We start from the raw sequence: 18,460 nt of genomic DNA, 5'->3' as shown, positions 1-18,460 counted from the left end.
TGGGTTGGAAAAATGGCTACGAAAGAAGGCGAACCAGATGAATCAGGTGGAAACAGAACAGTTTGTCCGGGATGATCGGAATGATTTGCTTGCCTTGCTTGAGATGAGATTCGGCGGAATGCCGCAGTCTGTGCAAAAACAAATCTGTCAGCTGCAGGATCTGAACGAGCTTCAGCGCCTGATTATCGCGGCTTGCAACGCAGCGGATTGGGAAGTGTTTATGGAGGAACTTCAGTCGGGACAAGACAGCTTCAAACTGACGGGGGAAAGGTTTAACCCGGTAAACCAGCAGGGAAAGGAGCATCTGTGCAATGGCTGAACATAAAAACAAGCTGCTTGAAGCGTTGAAATACTTGCAACGCGGAGAGGCCATTAATGAGGGATGGACCGAGGAGAGCCCCAGATCTCGGGATTGGGAAAGCCTATACCGTGGCCGCTGGCAGCATGACAAGGTCGTTCGGTCGACACATGGCGTAAACTGTACCGGGTCCTGCAGTTGGAATGTTTTCGTCAAGGACGGCATTATCACCTGGGAAACACAAAAAACGGACTACCCGACCACGGGAGTCGATTTCCCCGAGTATGAACCCCGGGGCTGCCCGCGCGGGGCAAGCTTTTCCTGGTATACCTATAGTCCGATCCGGGTGAAGTATCCCTATATCCGCGGCGATTTGTACGAAATGTGGCGTGAGGAGCTGGCAGTTGTAGAGGACCCGGTTATGGCCTGGAAAAACATTGTCAGCGATCCCAAAAAGCGCGACAGGTATGTCAAGGCCAGAGGGAAAGGCGGCTTTGTCCGGGCGGATTGGGATGATGTCTGTCAGATGATTGCCAGCTCTATTATCCATACCATTCAGCAATACGGTCCGGATCGTGTCGTCGGCTTTAGCCCGATCCCGGCCATGTCCATGGTGAGTTATTCGGCAGGGACACGCTTTCTGTCGCTGATTGGCGGGACCATCCTCAGTTTTTATGATTGGTATGCAGACCTTCCTCCTGCCTCGCCGCAGGTTTGGGGAGAACAAACAGATGTGCCGGAAAGCGGCGACTGGTATAACACCAAGTATTTCATTATCTGGGGGACCAACATTCCGCAAACCCGATCTCCTGATGCGCATTTCATGGTGGAAGCCCGTTATAACGGCACCAAAGTGGTCGGGGTCAGCCCAGATTATTCCGAATATGAAAAGTTCGCGGACATTTGGCTGCCGGCCAAAGCCGGGACCGATGCCGCGCTTGCCATGGCCATGACCCACATCATTCTCAAAGAATTCTACGTGGATCAGCAAGTCCCTTATTTTATGAATTACGTGAAAAAATTTACCGACCTGCCTTTTCTCGTGATTCTGGAGGAACATGCCGGTGCGCTTCGCTCGGGCCGCTTCCTTCGTGCCTCCGACTTGGGCGATGCCCAGGAGCTGGCCGAATGGAAAACGGTAGTCTGGGATGCCGCATCAGGAGCGCCGACGGTTCCGGGCGGCAGTCAGGGCTTCCGTTGGGATCAGGGCAGCAGGTGGAACCTGGACCTCGAAAATCCCGACGGGACCGCGATGGACCCTCTGTTGTCATTTATTGATGAAGCGGATGAAGTGGCTCTCGTTGACTTTCCTTATTTTGCAGAAGCGGAAGGAGGGACGGTCCGGCGTGGAGTTCCGGTAAAACATTTGCCGAGTGCGGAAGGCATGACGCTCAAAGTCGTGACGGTTTACGACCTTATGATGGCTCATGTGGGCGTACCTAGACAGCAACTGCCGGGCGATTATCCGGCTGATTATAACGACCTGAAGCCCTACACTCCCGCTTGGCAGGAGGCGATTACAGGCGTTAAGAAATCCCATTGCATTCAGGTAGCGAGGGAGTTTGCCGAAAATGCGGCCAAGACGGGCGGAAAATCGATGATCGCTATGGGCGGGGGAACGAATCACTGGTACCACAGCGATCAAATCTATCGGTCCATTCTGAATCTAGTGCTGCTCACGGGCTCCCAGGGGGTAAACGGCGGCGGATGGGCCCATTATGTGGGTCAGGAAAAGGTAAGGCCGGTTGAGGGGTGGCAGCAAATTGCATTTGCGGGAGACTGGATCAAGCCTCCCCGGTTACAAAACGGAACATCCTTCTTCTACTTCGCGACGGAGCAGTTCCGCTATGAGGCCAGGGTCAATGAGGAGCAGAAACCATCCTGGGGCGGGCGTTTTAACCATATGCATCCTGCGGATGTCAATGCGCTGGCCGTAAGGCTCGGGTGGCTGCCTTCATTCCCGCAATTCAGCCAGAATTCCATCGATGTGGCCAGACAGGTTCGGGAAAAAGGGTTTTCGGACGACCAGGAAGCCGTGCAGGAAATTGCGAGAATGGTTAAAGAGGGAGAACTGGATTTTGCGGTAGAGCACCCTAATGATCCGAATAATTTCCCGCGTGTCTTTTTCAACTGGCGGTCCAATCTGCTTGGCGATAGCGGTAAAGGGCATGAGTACTTTGCCAAGCATTTGATCGGGGCGGACAATCAGGTGCTGACGGACCCGAGCCATTCGTGGCGGCCGGAGACGGTGAAGACGGATGACGTTCCGCCGGAAGGCAAAACCGATTTGTTCATCAGCATGGATTTCAGAATGACGAGTTCAGGGCTGTTTTCGGATATCGTGCTGCCAGCAGCGACCTGGTACGAAAAATACGATTTAAGCACGACGGATATGCATCCGTTTGTCCATCCGTTTAATCCGGCGATTGAACCGCCTTGGCAAAGCAAAAGCGATTGGGACGCTTTTCGGGAAATCGCCAAAACGTTCTCCCAATTGGCAGAGAAACATTTGCCAGCCTGTGAAGATGTTCTCATGACACCGCTCGGCCATGACACTCCGGATGAAATCGCCCAGGTTCACGGAAAAATCCGGGATTGGCGCAAGGGGGAGACGGAGGCAGTGCCCGGCAAAACGATGCCCCATTTTTTATTGGTGAAGCGTGACTATCCGAACGTGTATGGAAAAATGATTACCATCGGACCGAACATTAAAAAGGGCTATGGAACAAAGGGGATTAAAATTCCCGGTGACAAGGTGTACGACCAGCTCATGAAGCGGCTGGGGGTATCAAAACATGAGGGGATCGGCAAAGGACAGCCGGATTTGTTCCGCGATAAACAGGTGATCGAAGCGATTTTGCTGATGTCTGGCGCCACGAACGGGGAACGGGCCGTGGAAGGCTGGCGTTCGATAGAGGCCAAAACCGGCAAAAAGCTGGAGGACATCTCCAAACCGCGGGAAGAAGAGGCCTTCACGCTACTGGATATTACTGCGCAGCCCCGGCATACGATCTCAACTCCGGTCTGGAGCGGCTTGGAGAAGGACAATCGGAGATACTCGCCTTTTACCTTAAATACGGAGTACAGCATTCCGTGGCGTACTTTAACGGGCAGACAGAGCTTCTATCTGGACCATGAGATGATTTTGGATTTTGGTGAAGGGCTGCCGCTTTATTTGCCGCCGCTGGAGCACGTTCCTTTTTTTAAGGGTGAAAAAGAAGTGCCGGTGAAAGGGAAATCAATCACGATCCGTTATTTGACCCCGCACCAAAAATGGGGAATTCATACGATGTTTACCGACACCAATCAAATGTCGACGCTGTTCCGCGGATGGCAGGTCGTCTGGCTGAACGAAAAAGACGGGGCCTCGATCGGGATCAAAGACAACGATTGGATTGAGGTATACAACCGGAATGGAGTAATCGCTGCAAGAGCGGTGCTGACTTACCGGATTCCGGAGGGAATCGCTTATATGTACCATGCTCAGGATCGCACGCTTGGCGTGCCGGGCACCTCCATCACCAAGCAGCGCGGCGGTACCCATAACAGTGTGACCCGGATTACGATGAAGCCGACACATATGATCGGCGGATATGCCCAATTGAGCTACGGGTTCAATTATTACGGGCCGACGGGAAGTCAGAGAGATACGATGACAATCATCCGACCGCTGAAGGAGGTTGACTGGCTTGAGGATTAAAGCGCAAGTCGCCATGGTCATGAACCTGGACAAATGCATCGGCTGCCATACCTGTTCGGTGACCTGCAAGAACACCTGGACCAATCGGCCCGGAACGGAATACATGTGGTACAACAATGTGGAGACCCGCCCGGGTCCCGGCTATCCTCGGGAATGGGAAGACCTGAGGAAATTTAAAGGCGGGTGGGTTCTGCGAAACGGAAAGCTGGCACTCCGGGCGGGGGGGCCGATCACCAAGCTGGCGAATATTTTTTACAATCCGAATATGGCCAGCCTGGACAACTTCTATGAGCCGTGGACCTATGATTACGATAGCTTGATTCATAGTCCCAAGCGGAAGCATCTTCCGGTCGCGCGGCCTGTATCACTGATTACCGGCGAATATATGGACAAGCCGAACTGGGGCCCGAACTGGGATGACGACCTGGCCGGTGGAAGCGAGATTGTACCGATGGACCCGAATGTCAAGCAGCTTCAGGAACACATCGCTATGGAGTATGAGAAAACGTTCATGATGTACCTGCCCCGCATTTGCGAGCACTGCCTGAACCCTTCCTGCGTGGCTTCCTGTCCATCCGGAGCTCTGTACAAGCGGGAGGAGGACGGCATCGTACTTGTGGATCAAGACGCCTGCCGGGGGTGGAGATTCTGTACCAATGGCTGCCCCTACCACAAGGTATACTACAACTGGAATACGCACAAGGCGGAAAAATGTAATTTCTGCTACCCGCGGACAGAAGCGGGCATGGCCACGGTTTGCTCGGAAACCTGTGTGGGCCGGATCCGCTATATCGGCGTCGTCTTTTATGACGCGGATCGGGCCAAGGCGGCCGCTTCCGTGGAGAATCCGCAGGATTTGTATGAATCCCAGCTTTCGGTGTTTCTTGACCCCTTCGAGCCGGAAGTGATCAAGGAGGCGAGAAGAAGCGGGATCAACGATTCCTGGATCGATGCGGCACAGCGTTCGCCGATCTATAAGCTTGCCATGAAGTGGAAGGTTGCTCTGCCGCTTCATCCGGAATACCGTACGCTTCCTATGGTGTGGTACGTTCCGCCGCTTAGCCCGATTATGAACCATATTGAAGAAGACGAGCTTCAGACCGATCACTATATTCCCGCCGTCGATCAGATGCGGATTCCGATGGAGTATCTGGCATCTCTGCTTACGGCAGGAGATACCTCTGTCGTCCGCAGGGTTTTGCTTAAAATGACCGCCATGCGTGTACACAGACGGGAGCAAGCCGTCGGTGGCATGGATGATCTCAGGCACAGCCAGCTTTTGGAGGAGGCGGGAATTTCGGTGGAGGAAATTGAAGAGATGACCCGATTGTTCGCTGTTGCCAAATATAACGAAAGGTTTGTGATTCCAACCGCCCGGAGAGAAATGGATGGCGCGAAAGAGCTTCACTACAAGCAGGGGGCCTGCAGCATCGAATCCATTACCCCGTCAAGCGCGGTCATGTCACATCTTTTCCCAAGGGAGGATCATTGAAGATGGAACATAAGCCCGTTTTGCTCGTGGCTTGCGCCAGATTGCTCGGATATCCCTGTGAGGATTTTCAGGAAATGAAGGAGGAGCTGCTTGCAGCTGTCCGAGAGGAAATGAAGGATCATGAGCTGGAGAGCAGGTTTGACCAGGCGGCGAAGGCCATCTTCTCGGTTCCTCTCAAGGAGCTTCAGGAAATTTATGTTTGGACGTTCGATTGGAAGGAAAAGACCGGACTCTACCTGACCGCTCATGAATTGGGTGACAACAGGGAACGTGGGGCAGCTCTGATTCTGCTTCAGCATATTGTCCGGGATGCTGGCTTTATGATGCCGAGCGGGGAGCTGTGCGACTTCATTCCGCTGCTGTACGAGCTGCTGGCGGTAAGGTCCGACAATGTTCATGTGCGCGCGCTGGAACTTCGGCTGGCCGCAGCCACGGAGCGGATTCGGAAGCATCTGTCTGGAGACAGCCCCTATTCCGGGTTGTTGAACTTTTTGATGACCGATGTTTTCGAGGTCCCTACGGAAGAAGAGATTCGCATGCTGGAGAGCAAGCGGGAGAGCGCCGATCTGGATGAACTGCCTTACCCTATTCTGTTTGGCATGGACGGCACGGCTCGTAGCGATTCGGATTTACCCGTCTACAAAATGTGCAATTCAATGGAGGTATAATGATGATTGGTATCTTTTGGTGGGTCGTGTTTCCCTATCTCACCTTGGCGGTGATGATCTTCGGCTTGCTCTATCGGTTTGCTTTTCGTCAGGTCAGCTGGACGGCGCCTTCCACGGAGATTTTTGAAAAAAGATGGCTCAGAATCGGTTCGACTGTGTTCCATTACGGGATCATTTTTGCGTTTGTTGGCCATATCATGGGTGTGTTGATCCCGCGCAGTGTTTATCATTTCTTCGGCATATCCGATGAGACCTATCATATATTTGCGATCGCGGGGGGCGGTTTTGCCGGTCTGATGGTCGTCTGCGGTCTGGTTCTTCTGCTCATGCGCAAAATCTTGAACCGCCGGGTAAGGGCTCATGCGGGTTTTGGCGATTATTTTGCAGTGAGTTTAGTCCTGATCATCGCTGCCATCGGAACCTATATGACCATCGTGTATAATACGACTGTGGTGACTTATGAATACCGTACGACCATCGGGCCTTGGTTTCGCAGCCTGTTCACCTTCAATCCGCAATACGGGTTGATGGACACGGTTCCTTTCGTGTTTCAGCTTCACATCATCCTGGCGTTTCTTCTGTTCGCTTCCATTCCGTTTACCCATCTGGTCCATATGTTTTCTTTTCCCGCACGTTATCCGGCGAGAGCCCCGCAGCAGTACCGTTCCAGAAACAGTTACCGGAGACGGGAGAGAACCTGACTGGGCCCATCCTGGTTGTCAGTGTGATGTGCAAGGGGGAGTTCCCTATGGCTAAAATTTCCGATGATCATTTGGTTCATATAGAAACAAACCGCTAAACACAGGGATATGCCCAACACGTTTGGCGGTTTTTTTATAGTTATTTTATGCTGGCTCAGCTTAGTCGCTTATTGTAGTCGTCACTGTGACGTTGTTGACAGAGGTTGAGGTGGCGCTCATGCTGAAATTGATAACCTCAATGACTACCGTTACGCCGACAACCAAGCCTGTATTGATAATTAGATTCGCGGCTGAAAGATTAGTCAACCCGCCTCGCTGCAGCGTCCCGTTGACAAATACATTGTAGTATCCGCTGCTGGTCGGAACAACAAGTCCGTTGGCCGCGACTGCAGTACCGCTATCATTCGTAAAGCTTGATGCCGGGATGGTGGTCACTTCTCCTATAATGTCACCAAGCACAACAGTAGCTGTGTAACGGTTGACGACTGGAGTGATACTTATATTCGTTGTGACAGCAATGTTCCCGGAAACAACACTGTCTGCTTCCAGGTGGATTCGGATGATAGACATAGGAATTCCTCCATTCCTAATATTCCAGATGTATCTCATAGTTTATGTAGTTCATCTGGATATGGATTGGATGGGGAAGAGTATCTGAGGTCTTTAGCCATTCAGGCAATTCACGTACTCCGGAATGGGAGTCGGCTGCAAAGGTGCGAATTCCTGTTAATTTTTGCTCAACACTTAAACGGGAGTCAATCCCGACGATATAGGCAGCCCAGCAACGGCATTAGGTTTCATGATAGAATATATGAATTGGTGAAAAAGGGAGGTTTATATTTTTTGCGCAATTGAATGCTATTCATATGTTCTCTTTTTTTGTTGCCTATGTTATACGAATCGACATGATGGATTTGTCATTGGGGTCGTCAAGGACTGAGGCCAAACGGCCATAATGAGCTAAACATGGAGGGGATCCAAACCCCGGTGTTTAGCTTTTTGCTACGAATGTTTCTGAACGTTTATGGCTGAATTCTTATGTGAAAAGAATTGATTTACATAAAAATGGATAGTCTTTCCTTACAATGTAAACGCAACCATGATGATAGGAGCAGGAATTCACCATTTTGTAAAAAAAAGAAGTTGTGGTGAAGTTTTTTGAAGCTTTTTGAATAAAAATGATTGTTTTTTGTAGAGTTTGTGGTACGATATGAACAGTTGGAGGAATGAAGATGCTGACGGAAGAAAGATACAAGTTAATAATACAGCGCTTACAAGAATGTGGTGTTGTAAAATTGCAGGAATTAGCTGATCTGTTGGGGGCTTCTGAGTCAACGATTCGGCGTGATTTGATAGATCTTGAAGGCCGTCAGTTGCTAAAGCGTATTCATGGTGGGGCAACCTTGCTGAATCAGAAAAGCCAGGAACCCGGCATGGACGAAAAAACATTCAGAAACGTTCAACAAAAGAATGTAGTCGCCCGTATAGCAGCCAAAGAAATTTTGGATGGCGAATGTATTTATCTGGATGCGGGAACAACAACGATGGCGATGATTCCTTACATTGAAGCTAAAGACGTGACGGTCGTGACAAATGGCCTATCCCACGTAGAAGCACTGGTAAGCAAGCGAATCAGAAGCTATCTACTGGGAGGGATGATGAAAACTCATACCAAAGCCGTAATCGGGAGTATTGCCCTGCAGAATTTGGACAATTTTCGATTCGACAAGTGCTTTCTCGGAACGAACGGGGTAGATGTGGAAATGGGGTATACCACCCCTGATCCTGAAGAGGCGCTGATTAAGCGGCGAGCCCACCAGCTGTCCGGCAAAACCTATGTGTTGGCGGATTCCAGTAAAATCGGAGAGGTTACCTTCGCCAAACTGTTTGAACTCAAGGAAGCTATCCTTATTACCGAATCGGTGCCTGAACGCTCACGCCGATCCATTGCTCAGAAAACTAAGATAATCGAGGGATAACAATGATATATACAGTAACACTGAACCCTTCTATTGATTATATCGTGGAAGTTGATGACTTGAAGCTTGGCGATTTGAACCGGATGAAACGAGATTTAAAATTGCCGGGTGGCAAGGGAATTAATGTATCCCGGATACTGAACCAATTGGGCGCAGACAGCACGGCGATTGGCTTTCTCGGTGGATTCACAGGCAGGTTTATCGATGATACATTGCGGGAAGAATCCATTAAAACTGATTTTGTAATCATCGAAGACGATACGCGGATCAACATAAAGCTCAAGCATGGCGACGAAACGGAAATAAACGGCTTGGGACCTGCGATTCATGAGCATGAGGCGAATGCGTTGGTTCAGAAGCTGTCGGGTCTCCAGAAAAATGACATTGTCGTCTTGTCGGGAAGTATCCCGCCGTCACTTGGAGGAGACTTCTATAATCGGTTGATTAGTGTATGCCAGCAAACCGGGGCTGAATTCGTCATCGACACCACAGGTGAGGCGCTGATGAAGGCACTGGTTCATAAGCCGCTGCTCGTCAAGCCGAATCACCATGAGCTGGCAGAGTTGTTTGGCGTAACTATTCATTCAAAGGAGGAGATTGTCACTTACGGCCGTAAGCTGCTGGAAGCAGGAGCAAAAAATGTACTGATTTCCATGGCAGGAGAAGGGGCATTGTTCATTACGGCAGATGAAGTGTATCACGCAAATGTACCAGCAGGAACGGTTAAAAATTCTGTAGGCGCAGGTGATTCAATGATTGCTGGATTCGTGGGTACGCTGGCTCTGCTTGGCGATCCGATCGAGGCATTCCGTGCAGGAGTGGCATCCGGAAGCGCAACCGCGTTCTCCGATGATCTGGCTACTAGAGAGAAAATTGAACAATTACGGCCGCAAGTCACGATTTCAAATTGGTAATCCCGCTACACCATGAGCTTATTATGCGTGTGTCCACACGCTGACCGAACTTAGGAGAGTGTGAAAAATGAGAATAACAGACCTGATGATTAAAGAAACGATGATCATGGATTTGCAGGCTACGACAAAAGACGGGGCGATTGAGGAACTCATCGCCAGTCTCGAAGCAAGTGGCCGCATGAATGATCGGGCATTGTTCAAGGAAATGATTTACAAACGCGAAGCAGAATCCAGCACAGGAATTGGTGGCGGCATTGCGATGCCGCATGCCAAGACCAAAGCTGTGAATGAAGCGACCGTGGTTTTCGCCAAAAGCAGTAAAGGCGTAGAATTCGAATCGCTGGATGGCGAACCTGCAAAAGTATTTTTCATGATTGCAGCTCCAGAGGGTGCAGCTAATACACATCTTCGTACACTCGCAGCTCTTTCCCGGCTGCTAATTGATACCGATTTCATCGACAAGTTGATGAAAACGCAAACACCGGACGAAGTGTCGGAGCTGTTTGATGCCAAGCAAGCGGAAGAAGAAGCAGCTAAAGAAGCAAAAGAGGCGAAGAAAGAGACTGACAAAGCACAGAAAACGCCGGATGTTATCGTGGGTAACCCGAATTCAGACGAGTTTGTGGTTGCAGTGACCGCCTGCCCTACAGGCATTGCGCATACGTTTATGGCTGAAGACGCTCTCATTAAGAAAGCGACAGAGATGGGTGTAAATATCCGGGTAGAAACGAATGGCTCGGAGGGTGCGCAAAACGTACTGACAGCGGATGAAATTCGCCGTGCCAAAGGTGTAATCGTCGCGGCTGACAAAAAGGTTGAAATGGACAGATTTGACGGTAAGCCTGTACTGCAAAGACCAGTAAGCGATGGTATCCGTAAATCTGAAGAACTGATCCGCAAAGCACTGAACGGCGATGCTCCAGTTTACCGCAGCCAAGGTAAGGGGAACGCGGAGGAAGCGACAGCGGAAAAAACGAGCGTCGGCAGTAAAATTTACAAGGATCTAATGAATGGTATCTCCCATATGCTGCCGTTCGTTGTAGGCGGCGGGATTTTGCTGGCCATTTCCTTCCTGTTCGAACAGATGGCGGGAACAGAGAACCCGATCGTCAAGCTGCTGCAAACGATTGGCGGGGGAACAGGTGCGTTCCACTTCCTGATTCCGATACTGGCCGGTTTTATCGCGATGAGTATTGGGGATCGTCCGGCATTGATGCCAGGTATGGTTGGCGGTCTGATGGCTGTAAACTCGAATGCAGGTTTCCTAGGTGGTCTGGCAGCAGGTTTCATGGCTGGTTATGTGGTTATCTTGCTGCGTAAAGCTTTGGCAGGTCTGCCAAAAGCACTGGATGGTTTAAAACCGATTTTGTTGTACCCGGTATTTGGACTCCTCATTACTGGCACGATTATGTTCTATCTGTTCGATCCGATTTTTGGTGGAATTAATACATGGCTTGTCAATGTTCTGAACAATTTGGGTACAGGTAATGCAGTGATTCTGGGTCTCATTCTGGGTGGCATGATGTCGATTGACATGGGTGGACCTTTCAACAAAGCGGCTTACGCATTTTCGATCGGTGTCTTTACTTCCAGCGGTAACACGAACGGGGCTATGATGGCTGCTGTTATGGCAGGTGGTATGGTACCTCCGCTGGCGATCGCATTGGCTTCAACGTTCTTCAAAAATAAATTTACGGAACAAGAGCGCAAGTCTGGTTTGACGAACTATGTACTCGGTTTGTCCTTTATTACAGAAGGAGCAATTCCATTCGCAGCTGCTGACCCTCTGCGTGTCTTAACCTCTTGTATTGTAGGTTCAGCGATTGCTGGTGGTCTGACGCAGCTCTGGCAAATCAATCTTCCAGCTCCACACGGCGGTATTTTTGTAGCGGCTCTTGCCAATCATGCTTTGCTGTTCTTGCTTGCAGTGGCGATTGGCTCCGTGATTTCCGCACTCATTCTGGGACTGTGGAAAAAACCGCTTCAAGCGAAATAACTGGCATCAACGCTTTTCCTTTGGTCTTCATCATCGTAAAGCCGCTAAACACCAGGTTTCTGAGTGTTTGGCGGCTTTTCCTTTCTGCAAATTTTGAGCCTATCGCCTATAAAGCTCCTTAACCAGCTGCATAAACAGCTTTCGCGCTGAAGACATATACTGCTGATGCTGGTTGTTCTGCAACAGTCCAATGGGAATATTCGGGTCCGTTAGCCGGAGGGGGATGGTGACCAGTTCATCCGGCAAAGGTAATGACGATAGAACCACTCCAACTGAAGAGATCGTTTTTACGAATGAGGGTATAGACGAAATTTGACTGACGGTATACAAAAACGGCATTGACGGGAAACGGGAAAACTCTCTTTCCAGCCGGATATGGTACAGACAGTTTTTACCCCCGGCTATAAGCGGATATTCATACAAATCCTCCAGGTGAAGCCCACTTTTTGCTGCCAAGGGATGATTACGGGACACGATAAAAGCGATTTGTTCGTAATAAACGGGTTCAAAGTGTAGGGAAGGAACGGAGTGAGGGTCCCCGGCAATTGCAAAATCCAGTGTGTGATCCATCAGAGCGTTCGCGAGCGTGTCCGTGTTGCCAACTGTAAAATGACACGTAATATTCGGCTTATGCTCCCGAAACTGCTGTAGAACCAAGGGGAGTACGGTAGCCGCTACCGTTTCAATCACACCGATATGGAGCGTGCCGATTTCTTCCTTTTTCAGAGATTTGGCCTGGTCCATCACAAAATTCCAATGCTGAATAAGCCCATCTACCTCTTCTGCATAAACTTTGCCTGAGTCCGTTAATTCCGCATCCCAGCCTCTTTTAAAAAGCTGAAATCCCAGCTCTTTCTCCAGCCTCTGGATTTGGCTCGTGACTGTAGACTGCGCGTAGTTTAATTTGGCAGCAGCCCTTGAGAAGGTTCCTTCTTCGATAATGGTGCGAAATGTAGTTAGCTCTTTCAGATCCATGCACATTCATCTCCATCGATAAAAATGAATTTATTTATGATTATTTTCAATTATACAGATGAAAATAGGTGGAGTACAATCATCTTATCCCAACGGATAGGAGAGATGAACATGCCATTTGTACGTGTAGGTTACATGGAGCAGCAATACACAGAGCAAGAGCTGCCCTGGATTAGCCGTTGTATTTTGAACGCATTGATTGAGCATTTCCAGGTACCGGAAAAGGATTACTTTCAGGTTTTTCATGCTCATAAGCAAAGCGAGTTTTATTATAGTCCGGATTATTTGAATGTATCCAGAACAGACAAGCTGCTGTATATCCAGATTACGATGGGCGCAGGTAGAACTAGGGAGCAGAAAAAGAGATTTTACCAAAGGCTAGCCGAACTCATATCTACTGAATGCAAGATTAGGCCAGAGGATGTATTTGTAACATTGATGGAGACTGAATATGAAAATTGGTCCTTTGGCAATGGACTTGCCCAGATGATACGATGAAGCATAAATTAATCAGGTCGAGTGTTCGGGAAACGGTGGGTGATTTTGCGCCCGCTTTTGTAGACTATACGGAGAAGGTTCTTTTTGGAGATGTATGGAGAAGAGGCCAGTTATCTCTTAGAGAACGGAGTCTCATTACCGTTGCAACTCTGGTAGCGGGTGAGCATGTGAGTCAGCTTCCCTATCATCTGAACCTGGCCAAGGAGAACGGGATTTCGGAGGAAGAACTGGTTGAGATTATCACACAGCTTGCCTTTTATGTGGGATGGCCCCGGGCAGCCTCAGCTATTCAGATTGCTAAAGACGTATTTTGCAAAGAAAAAGAGAGTTTAGCATAAACCAAAAAACCGCTAAGCACAAGGGATTCCAAGTGTTTTGCGGTTTTTTTTTGGCATGGTATGGAAATGAATAAAGCGAGGGGCTATCTGATGAGGTGCAGACAAAAATCCAGATCGGCTTGAAGGTGCTCCTTCATCAGCCGTTCTGCTGTATCACCGTCATGCGCCCGGATGGCCCCACAAATATGCTGATGCTCGTCGATCAGAAAGGGGCGATGATAGTAGACAACGGTATGACGGAATAAGTAAATAACCGATTGCATTCGGTCAAATAAATCAATCATCATCGAGTTATTGCTGGCTCTCATAATGATCTCGTGAAACTCTTTGTTCGCCTGCATTACTTCATCCAGCGAGCCAGTTCGCCCAATGTCTACACATTGCTCCAAGGCCACCAGTTCTGTCTCGGACAGGTAGGCAGCCGCACTTCGCGCCGCATGTCCTTCAAGCAGCATCCGCAGCTCAAAGGTGTTGCGCAGGTCAGTTTCGGATAGCTTGACTACACGCTTATTCACGATAAGCCCTTCCTGCTCCAGTTTGCGGATGGATTCACGGATAGGCGTGCGGCTCACACCGAGCTGTGTGGCAAGCTTTTCCTCGACCAGCTTGGTTCCCTGAGGGATAGTTCCGTTCAGGATCATGTCACGTAGCGTTTCATAGGATTGCTGGTGCGCTGTACGGGAGTTATTGCTGCTGTACTGCATGTCATTCACCTCTACGTCTACTTTAGCGAAAAGCTGGAGGTTAAACAATGTTTATCCTATGTATTAAAGAAAATTTGATACAATTTTTAAGTTTTTGTATACAAAAATGAATTTATTGTGTACAATTTCAGGCATAAAGACAAATTAATAGCGCTTACAAGTGATAAAAAGCATTTACAAATGGATTTTTACAAAAAACCTCGAATCGAAAACTAAATCTGAATTTGCTACGGAGGGAATTTATGATGACAAAGAAAATTGGATTTATTGGACTAGGCATTATGGGGCGTCCGATGTCGTTGAATCTTTTGAAAGCGGATTATGAGCTTACCGTATTTGATATTAATCAGGAGGCCGTTGCTGCTTTGGTCGCGTCAGGGGCGCATGCAGCGGCATCACCCAAGGAAGTTGCAGAGCGCAGTGACATCATTTTTACGATGCTGCCGAATTCCAATCACGTGAAGGAAGTCATTTTGGGTGAGAACGGGATTTTAAAAGGGGCTACTGTTGGAAGCGTTATTGTGGATATGAGCTCTATTTCTCCCGTCGTCTCCAAAGAGCTGTCGGTTAAGGCTGATGAGGCAGGTCTGCATATGCTGGACGCTCCTGTGAGCGGTGGCGAGCCGAAAGCGATTGATGGCACATTGGCGATTATGGTTGGCGGTCAGGAGTCCGTGTTTGAGCAAGTGCTGGACGTTCTGCATGTGCTTGGCAAGGATGTAACTTTAGTCGGTGATAACGGCTGCGGTGCAACGGCAAAGCTGGCTAACCAAATCATCGTCAATCTGAATATTGCTGCCATGTCCGAGGCGCTTGTGTTTGCAGCCAAGGCTGGCATTAATATCGAAAAAATGGTTCAGGCAATCCGTGGCGGATTGGCAGGCAGTGCGGTACTGGAGGCTAAAGTTCCTTTGATTTTGGAACGTAATTTTGTAGCTGGCGGACGGATCGATATTAATCTCAAAGATATCACGAATGTCATGGAAACCGCTCATGATATCGGCGTACCGTTACCACTTAGCAGCCAACTGCTGGAAATATTCCATGCACTCAAGGTTGATGGAAAAGCAGCGGATGATCACGGCGGAATCGTGCAATATTTTGAAAAACTCGCAGGTGTACAGGTAAAAGCAGAGTAGATAGAGCATGCTAATCAAGAATTTGAATAAGGTGGAGATCACATGAATGTAAAACCAGGATATACCTCGTTGTCAGCACTTCAAGCACAGCTGCCTTCTGAATGGGATCACAAGGGATTACGACAGGAGATTCGACGGATCAATGATGCCAGAGGCCGGAAAATTATCGTTTTGGACGATGACCCGACGGGTGTCCAAACGGTTCATGATATCGATGTTTTGACGCAGTGGGATGAAATGCTGCTTCGTGAAGCATTCGACTCGCCGGAAACGCTCTTTTATATCCTGACTAATACACGTGGCCTTGATGCGGAAACCGCAGAACGAATTAACCGCGATATTGCCCGCAACGTGCAGGCTGTTGCCACGGAGAAGGGAAAATCTTTTACCTTTGTCAGCCGCAGTGACTCCATGCTGCGTGGGTATTACCCGTTGGAAACGGATGTGCTGGCAGAAGAAGGCAAGCGTCAGAGCGGACGGAGCTATGATGGTCATTTGATCATTCCAGCCTTTTTCGAGGCTGGACGAGTTACCGGAGGCAACACTCACTACATGGTGGAGGACGATGCACTGATCCCTGTACATGAAACGGAGTTTGCCAAGGATAAGGTATTCGGCTATGAAAACGGTGATCTGACGGCTTGGGTGGAAGAAAAAACAGAAGGCCGTATTCAAGCCTCGACATGTCTCGTCATTTCATTGGAGCACATTCGCAAGGGACCGGACGCCGTTCGAGAAGTATTGCTGCAAGCGAAGGATAACGTGCCGATCATCGTCAATGTGCTTTCGTACGCGGATATGGATGTATTGTCACTGGGGCTGCTGCAAGCTGAGGAGCAGGGGAAATCGTTTATTTTCCGCACAGCCGCTTCCTTTGTGAAATCGTATGCCGGGATATCCGATCAGGAATATCTGCCGAAGGAGCAGCTGATTGCAAGTGGACAGGAAGGACATGGCGGTATTGTCGTCGTTGGTTCCTATGTTCAGAAAACAACGCGGCAGCTGGAGCAGCTGCTTACGTATCCGGGAATTGTGGGACTTGAAATTGATGTGGAGCGAGTACTGGATTCCGAAGGCTACGCACAGGAATTAAGCCGCGTCATTACGGAAGCGAACCAGCGACTGGCTGCGGGCAGCAATGTGGTGGTATACAGTAGCCGCAAGCTGATCGCGGTGGACAACAAAGCCGACAATTTCAAAATTAGCCAAACGGTATCCGGTGCACTGGTCGAAATCGTACAATCGCTTGAGACGGTACCCAAGTTTATCATTGCCAAGGGTGGAATCACTTCCAGTGATGTGGCGACCAAAGGTCTTGCCATCCGTAAAGCACGTGTACTCGGTCAGGTTGCGGCGGGCATCCCTGTGTGGCTGACCGGAGACGAAGCCAAATTTAGTGGAATTCCGTATATCGTATTCCCCGGTAATGTGGGTGGAGAACGGACATTGCTCGAAACCGTAGAGAAAATCGAAAAATAGCAGGGGGAACCCCTGTTTTTCAACAAACTTAGAGAGCGCTTACTTAATCAAGGGGGTTATAAATATGTATTCCGTATTCGGACTCAGTCATGATGCGAGTTTGTTATTGTATGCACTTATTTCTATTATTGGGCTGATTCTGCTGATCGCTAAAGTGAAAATGAATCCGTTTGTCGCACTCATCGTCGGCGCCGTGTTCATGGGTCTGATTGCAGGCATGCCGCTGAAAAGTATCGTGGCAGCTTATCAGGAGGGTGTGGCCAGTGTGCTCGGCTTTATCGCCATTGTACTAGGTTTGGGTACAATGCTGGGTAAGCTGATGGCTGAATCCGGCGGTGCAGAGCAGATTGCCAAAACCATGGTTCGGGTGTTTGGTGAAAAAAATGTCCATTGGGCCATGATGGTGGTCGCTGTCATTTGCGGTATCCCGGTATTCATTCAAGTAGGTATCGTGCTGTTGTTCCCGCTCGTATTCGTTATTGCCAAGCATACCGGAACCTCGCTGATCAAAATCGGGATTTCCCTCGTAGCTGGATTGGCGGTCGTGCACAGTCTCATTCCACCGCATCCGGCGGCCATGCTGGCTGTAGGTATTTTTAACGCCAATATTGGTAAAACGATCTTCCTTGCGCTCATCGTAGCGCTGCCGTCCGCAGCGATCGCGGGTCCGATCTACGGAAGCTGGATTTCCAAACGTATTAAAGTAGAAGCTTCCAGTGAGTTGATGGAGCAATTTACGGAAACAAGAGAAAGAGAGCTGCCGGGCTTCGGCATTACCCTCTTCACGATTATGCTGCCTGTTATTCTGATGCTGATGGCGACGATTGTGGATCTGATTTTGCCAGAAGTCAACGGCTTTAGACAGGTCATTGATTTCATCGGTAGTCCAATTATTGCTTTGCTGCTTGCCTTGTTGTTCTCGCTGTACTCCTTTGGCTATGCACGCAGTTTTGACAGCAAGCAGCTGCTGAAGTTTACGAACGATTGCCTGGGTCCGGTCGCTTCTATCATCCTGCTGATCGGTGCAGGCGGCGGGTTCAACAAGATTTTGACCGCCAGCGGTGTGGGTGATGCGATTGCAGGTTTTGCCCAGCATGCGCATTTGTCGCCGCTTGTGCTCGCTTTTGTCATCGCAGGCCTTATCCGTGCAGCCGTCGGTTCCGCCACGGTAGCCATGACGACCGCGGCCGGTATTGTCGCTCCAATCGCTGCTACGATGCCGGGAGTTAGCCCGGAACTGCTGGTACTGGCCACCGGAGCCGGCTCCATCATTTTATCCCATGTTAATGATTCCGGCTTCTGGATTGTCAAGGAATACATGAACCTGTCCGTGCCGCAAACGCTGAAAACGTGGACGGTCATGGAAACCATTCTCGGGTTCAGCGCTTTCGGTATCGTTATGCTGCTGAGCATCTTTATCTGATTTGGATCTTAATTATATTCATTAGATAACCTTTAAACAGGATTGTATTGTTATTCTCGCTTGAAAGCTGTATAATAAAGGTAATTGAGTGAAGAGCTAGTGCTCTTCGGGATTGTTACTGGTCGGCAGGCGATACCCAAATAATGACTAATTTAT

Annotated in this window: 16 protein-coding genes; 13 read left to right on the top strand and 3 right to left on the bottom strand. The window is 49.4% G+C overall.

Annotated elements, in window-relative coordinates:
• Nucleotides 1-37 precede the first annotated feature (37 nt).
• From BAZ21_RS02920 to narI, 5 genes are read left to right on the top strand one after another with little or no spacing between them, the layout of a single operon-like run.
• Nucleotides 38-319, top strand: coding sequence for a hypothetical protein (locus BAZ21_RS02920; RefSeq protein ID WP_068496874.1), 282 nt, complete (start codon nucleotides 38-40; stop codon nucleotides 317-319).
• Nucleotides 312-3,998, top strand: a complete 3,687-nt coding sequence (locus tag BAZ21_RS02915) for a nitrate reductase subunit alpha (RefSeq protein ID WP_068496869.1) — start codon at nucleotides 312-314, stop codon at nucleotides 3,996-3,998. Before BAZ21_RS02920 ends, BAZ21_RS02915 begins: the two co-directional genes overlap by 8 nt.
• Entirely contained in the window at nucleotides 3,988-5,490 is a 1,503-nt protein-coding gene (narH, locus tag BAZ21_RS02910; protein ID WP_068496867.1) for a nitrate reductase subunit beta, read from the top strand. The genes BAZ21_RS02915 and narH overlap by 11 nt, the downstream gene beginning before the upstream one ends.
• Before the next feature lie 2 nt (nucleotides 5,491-5,492).
• A complete protein-coding gene (gene narJ / locus BAZ21_RS02905; protein WP_068496866.1) occupies nucleotides 5,493-6,158 on the top strand; it encodes a nitrate reductase molybdenum cofactor assembly chaperone in 666 nt (221 codons plus the stop codon).
• A gap of 2 nt (nucleotides 6,159-6,160) precedes the next feature.
• Nucleotides 6,161-6,859 (top strand): respiratory nitrate reductase subunit gamma, encoded by a 699-nt coding sequence (gene narI / locus BAZ21_RS02900; protein ID WP_068496863.1) that lies wholly within the window; start codon nucleotides 6,161-6,163, stop codon nucleotides 6,857-6,859.
• A 159-nt stretch (nucleotides 6,860-7,018) separates the two neighbouring features.
• On the opposite strand, the gene BAZ21_RS02895 is transcribed toward narI, so the two are convergent.
• Complete coding sequence (locus BAZ21_RS02895; RefSeq protein ID WP_068496861.1) at nucleotides 7,019-7,429, bottom strand: DUF4183 domain-containing protein; 411 nt, start codon at nucleotides 7,427-7,429, stop codon at nucleotides 7,019-7,021.
• A gap of 662 nt (nucleotides 7,430-8,091) precedes the next feature.
• Here BAZ21_RS02895 and BAZ21_RS02890 point away from each other — a divergent pair.
• The 3 genes from BAZ21_RS02890 (at nucleotide 8,092) to BAZ21_RS02880 (ending at nucleotide 11,748) form a co-directional block, all read left to right on the top strand.
• Entirely contained in the window at nucleotides 8,092-8,838 is a 747-nt protein-coding gene (locus tag BAZ21_RS02890; RefSeq protein WP_068496859.1) for a DeoR/GlpR family DNA-binding transcription regulator, read from the top strand.
• Nucleotides 8,839-8,840: 2 nt separating this feature from the next.
• Nucleotides 8,841-9,752, top strand: a complete 912-nt coding sequence (gene pfkB / locus BAZ21_RS02885) for a 1-phosphofructokinase (RefSeq protein ID WP_068496857.1) — start codon at nucleotides 8,841-8,843, stop codon at nucleotides 9,750-9,752.
• A gap of 67 nt (nucleotides 9,753-9,819) precedes the next feature.
• Nucleotides 9,820-11,748, top strand: a complete 1,929-nt coding sequence (locus tag BAZ21_RS02880) for a PTS fructose transporter subunit IIABC (RefSeq protein WP_068496855.1) — start codon at nucleotides 9,820-9,822, stop codon at nucleotides 11,746-11,748.
• Between the two features lie 99 nt (nucleotides 11,749-11,847).
• On the opposite strand, the gene BAZ21_RS02875 is transcribed toward BAZ21_RS02880, so the two are convergent.
• Complete coding sequence (locus tag BAZ21_RS02875) at nucleotides 11,848-12,723, bottom strand: LysR family transcriptional regulator (RefSeq protein WP_068496853.1); 876 nt, start codon at nucleotides 12,721-12,723, stop codon at nucleotides 11,848-11,850.
• Between the two features lie 111 nt (nucleotides 12,724-12,834).
• Between BAZ21_RS02875 and BAZ21_RS02870 the strand changes: the two genes are divergently transcribed.
• Nucleotides 12,835-13,221 carry a tautomerase family protein gene (locus BAZ21_RS02870; RefSeq protein ID WP_068496852.1) on the top strand — a complete coding sequence of 129 codons (387 nt, stop codon included), beginning with the start codon at nucleotides 12,835-12,837 and terminating at the stop codon, nucleotides 13,219-13,221.
• Entirely contained in the window at nucleotides 13,218-13,559 is a 342-nt protein-coding gene (locus BAZ21_RS02865; protein ID WP_068496850.1) for a carboxymuconolactone decarboxylase family protein, read from the top strand. The genes BAZ21_RS02870 and BAZ21_RS02865 overlap by 4 nt, the downstream gene beginning before the upstream one ends.
• Before the next feature lie 83 nt (nucleotides 13,560-13,642).
• Here the strand turns inward: BAZ21_RS02865 and BAZ21_RS02860 are convergent, their stop codons facing one another.
• Nucleotides 13,643-14,263: a GntR family transcriptional regulator gene (locus BAZ21_RS02860; protein WP_068496848.1), complete on the bottom strand. Its 621-nt coding sequence runs from the start codon at nucleotides 14,261-14,263 to the stop codon at nucleotides 13,643-13,645.
• Between the two features lie 245 nt (nucleotides 14,264-14,508).
• Here BAZ21_RS02860 and garR point away from each other — a divergent pair, with 245 nt between their 5' ends.
• From garR to BAZ21_RS02845, 3 genes are all read left to right on the top strand, one after another.
• Nucleotides 14,509-15,402, top strand: coding sequence for a 2-hydroxy-3-oxopropionate reductase (gene garR / locus BAZ21_RS02855; RefSeq protein WP_068496846.1), 894 nt, complete (start codon nucleotides 14,509-14,511; stop codon nucleotides 15,400-15,402).
• 42 nt (nucleotides 15,403-15,444) lie between these two features.
• Nucleotides 15,445-16,881, top strand: a complete 1,437-nt coding sequence (locus BAZ21_RS02850; protein WP_084011495.1) for a four-carbon acid sugar kinase family protein — start codon at nucleotides 15,445-15,447, stop codon at nucleotides 16,879-16,881.
• Nucleotides 16,882-16,945: 64 nt separating this feature from the next.
• Nucleotides 16,946-18,304 carry a GntT/GntP/DsdX family permease gene (locus BAZ21_RS02845; protein ID WP_068496844.1) on the top strand — a complete coding sequence of 453 codons (1,359 nt, stop codon included), beginning with the start codon at nucleotides 16,946-16,948 and terminating at the stop codon, nucleotides 18,302-18,304.
• Nucleotides 18,305-18,460 lie beyond the last annotated feature (156 nt).

Origin of the sequence: Paenibacillus kribbensis (assembly GCF_001705305.1) — a bacterium.
In the GTDB taxonomy this organism is placed as follows: domain Bacteria; phylum Bacillota; class Bacilli; order Paenibacillales; family Paenibacillaceae; genus Paenibacillus; species Paenibacillus kribbensis_B.
Note: the sequence above shows the minus strand (reverse complement) of the source record. Positions and strands in the feature narration are given on the sequence as shown.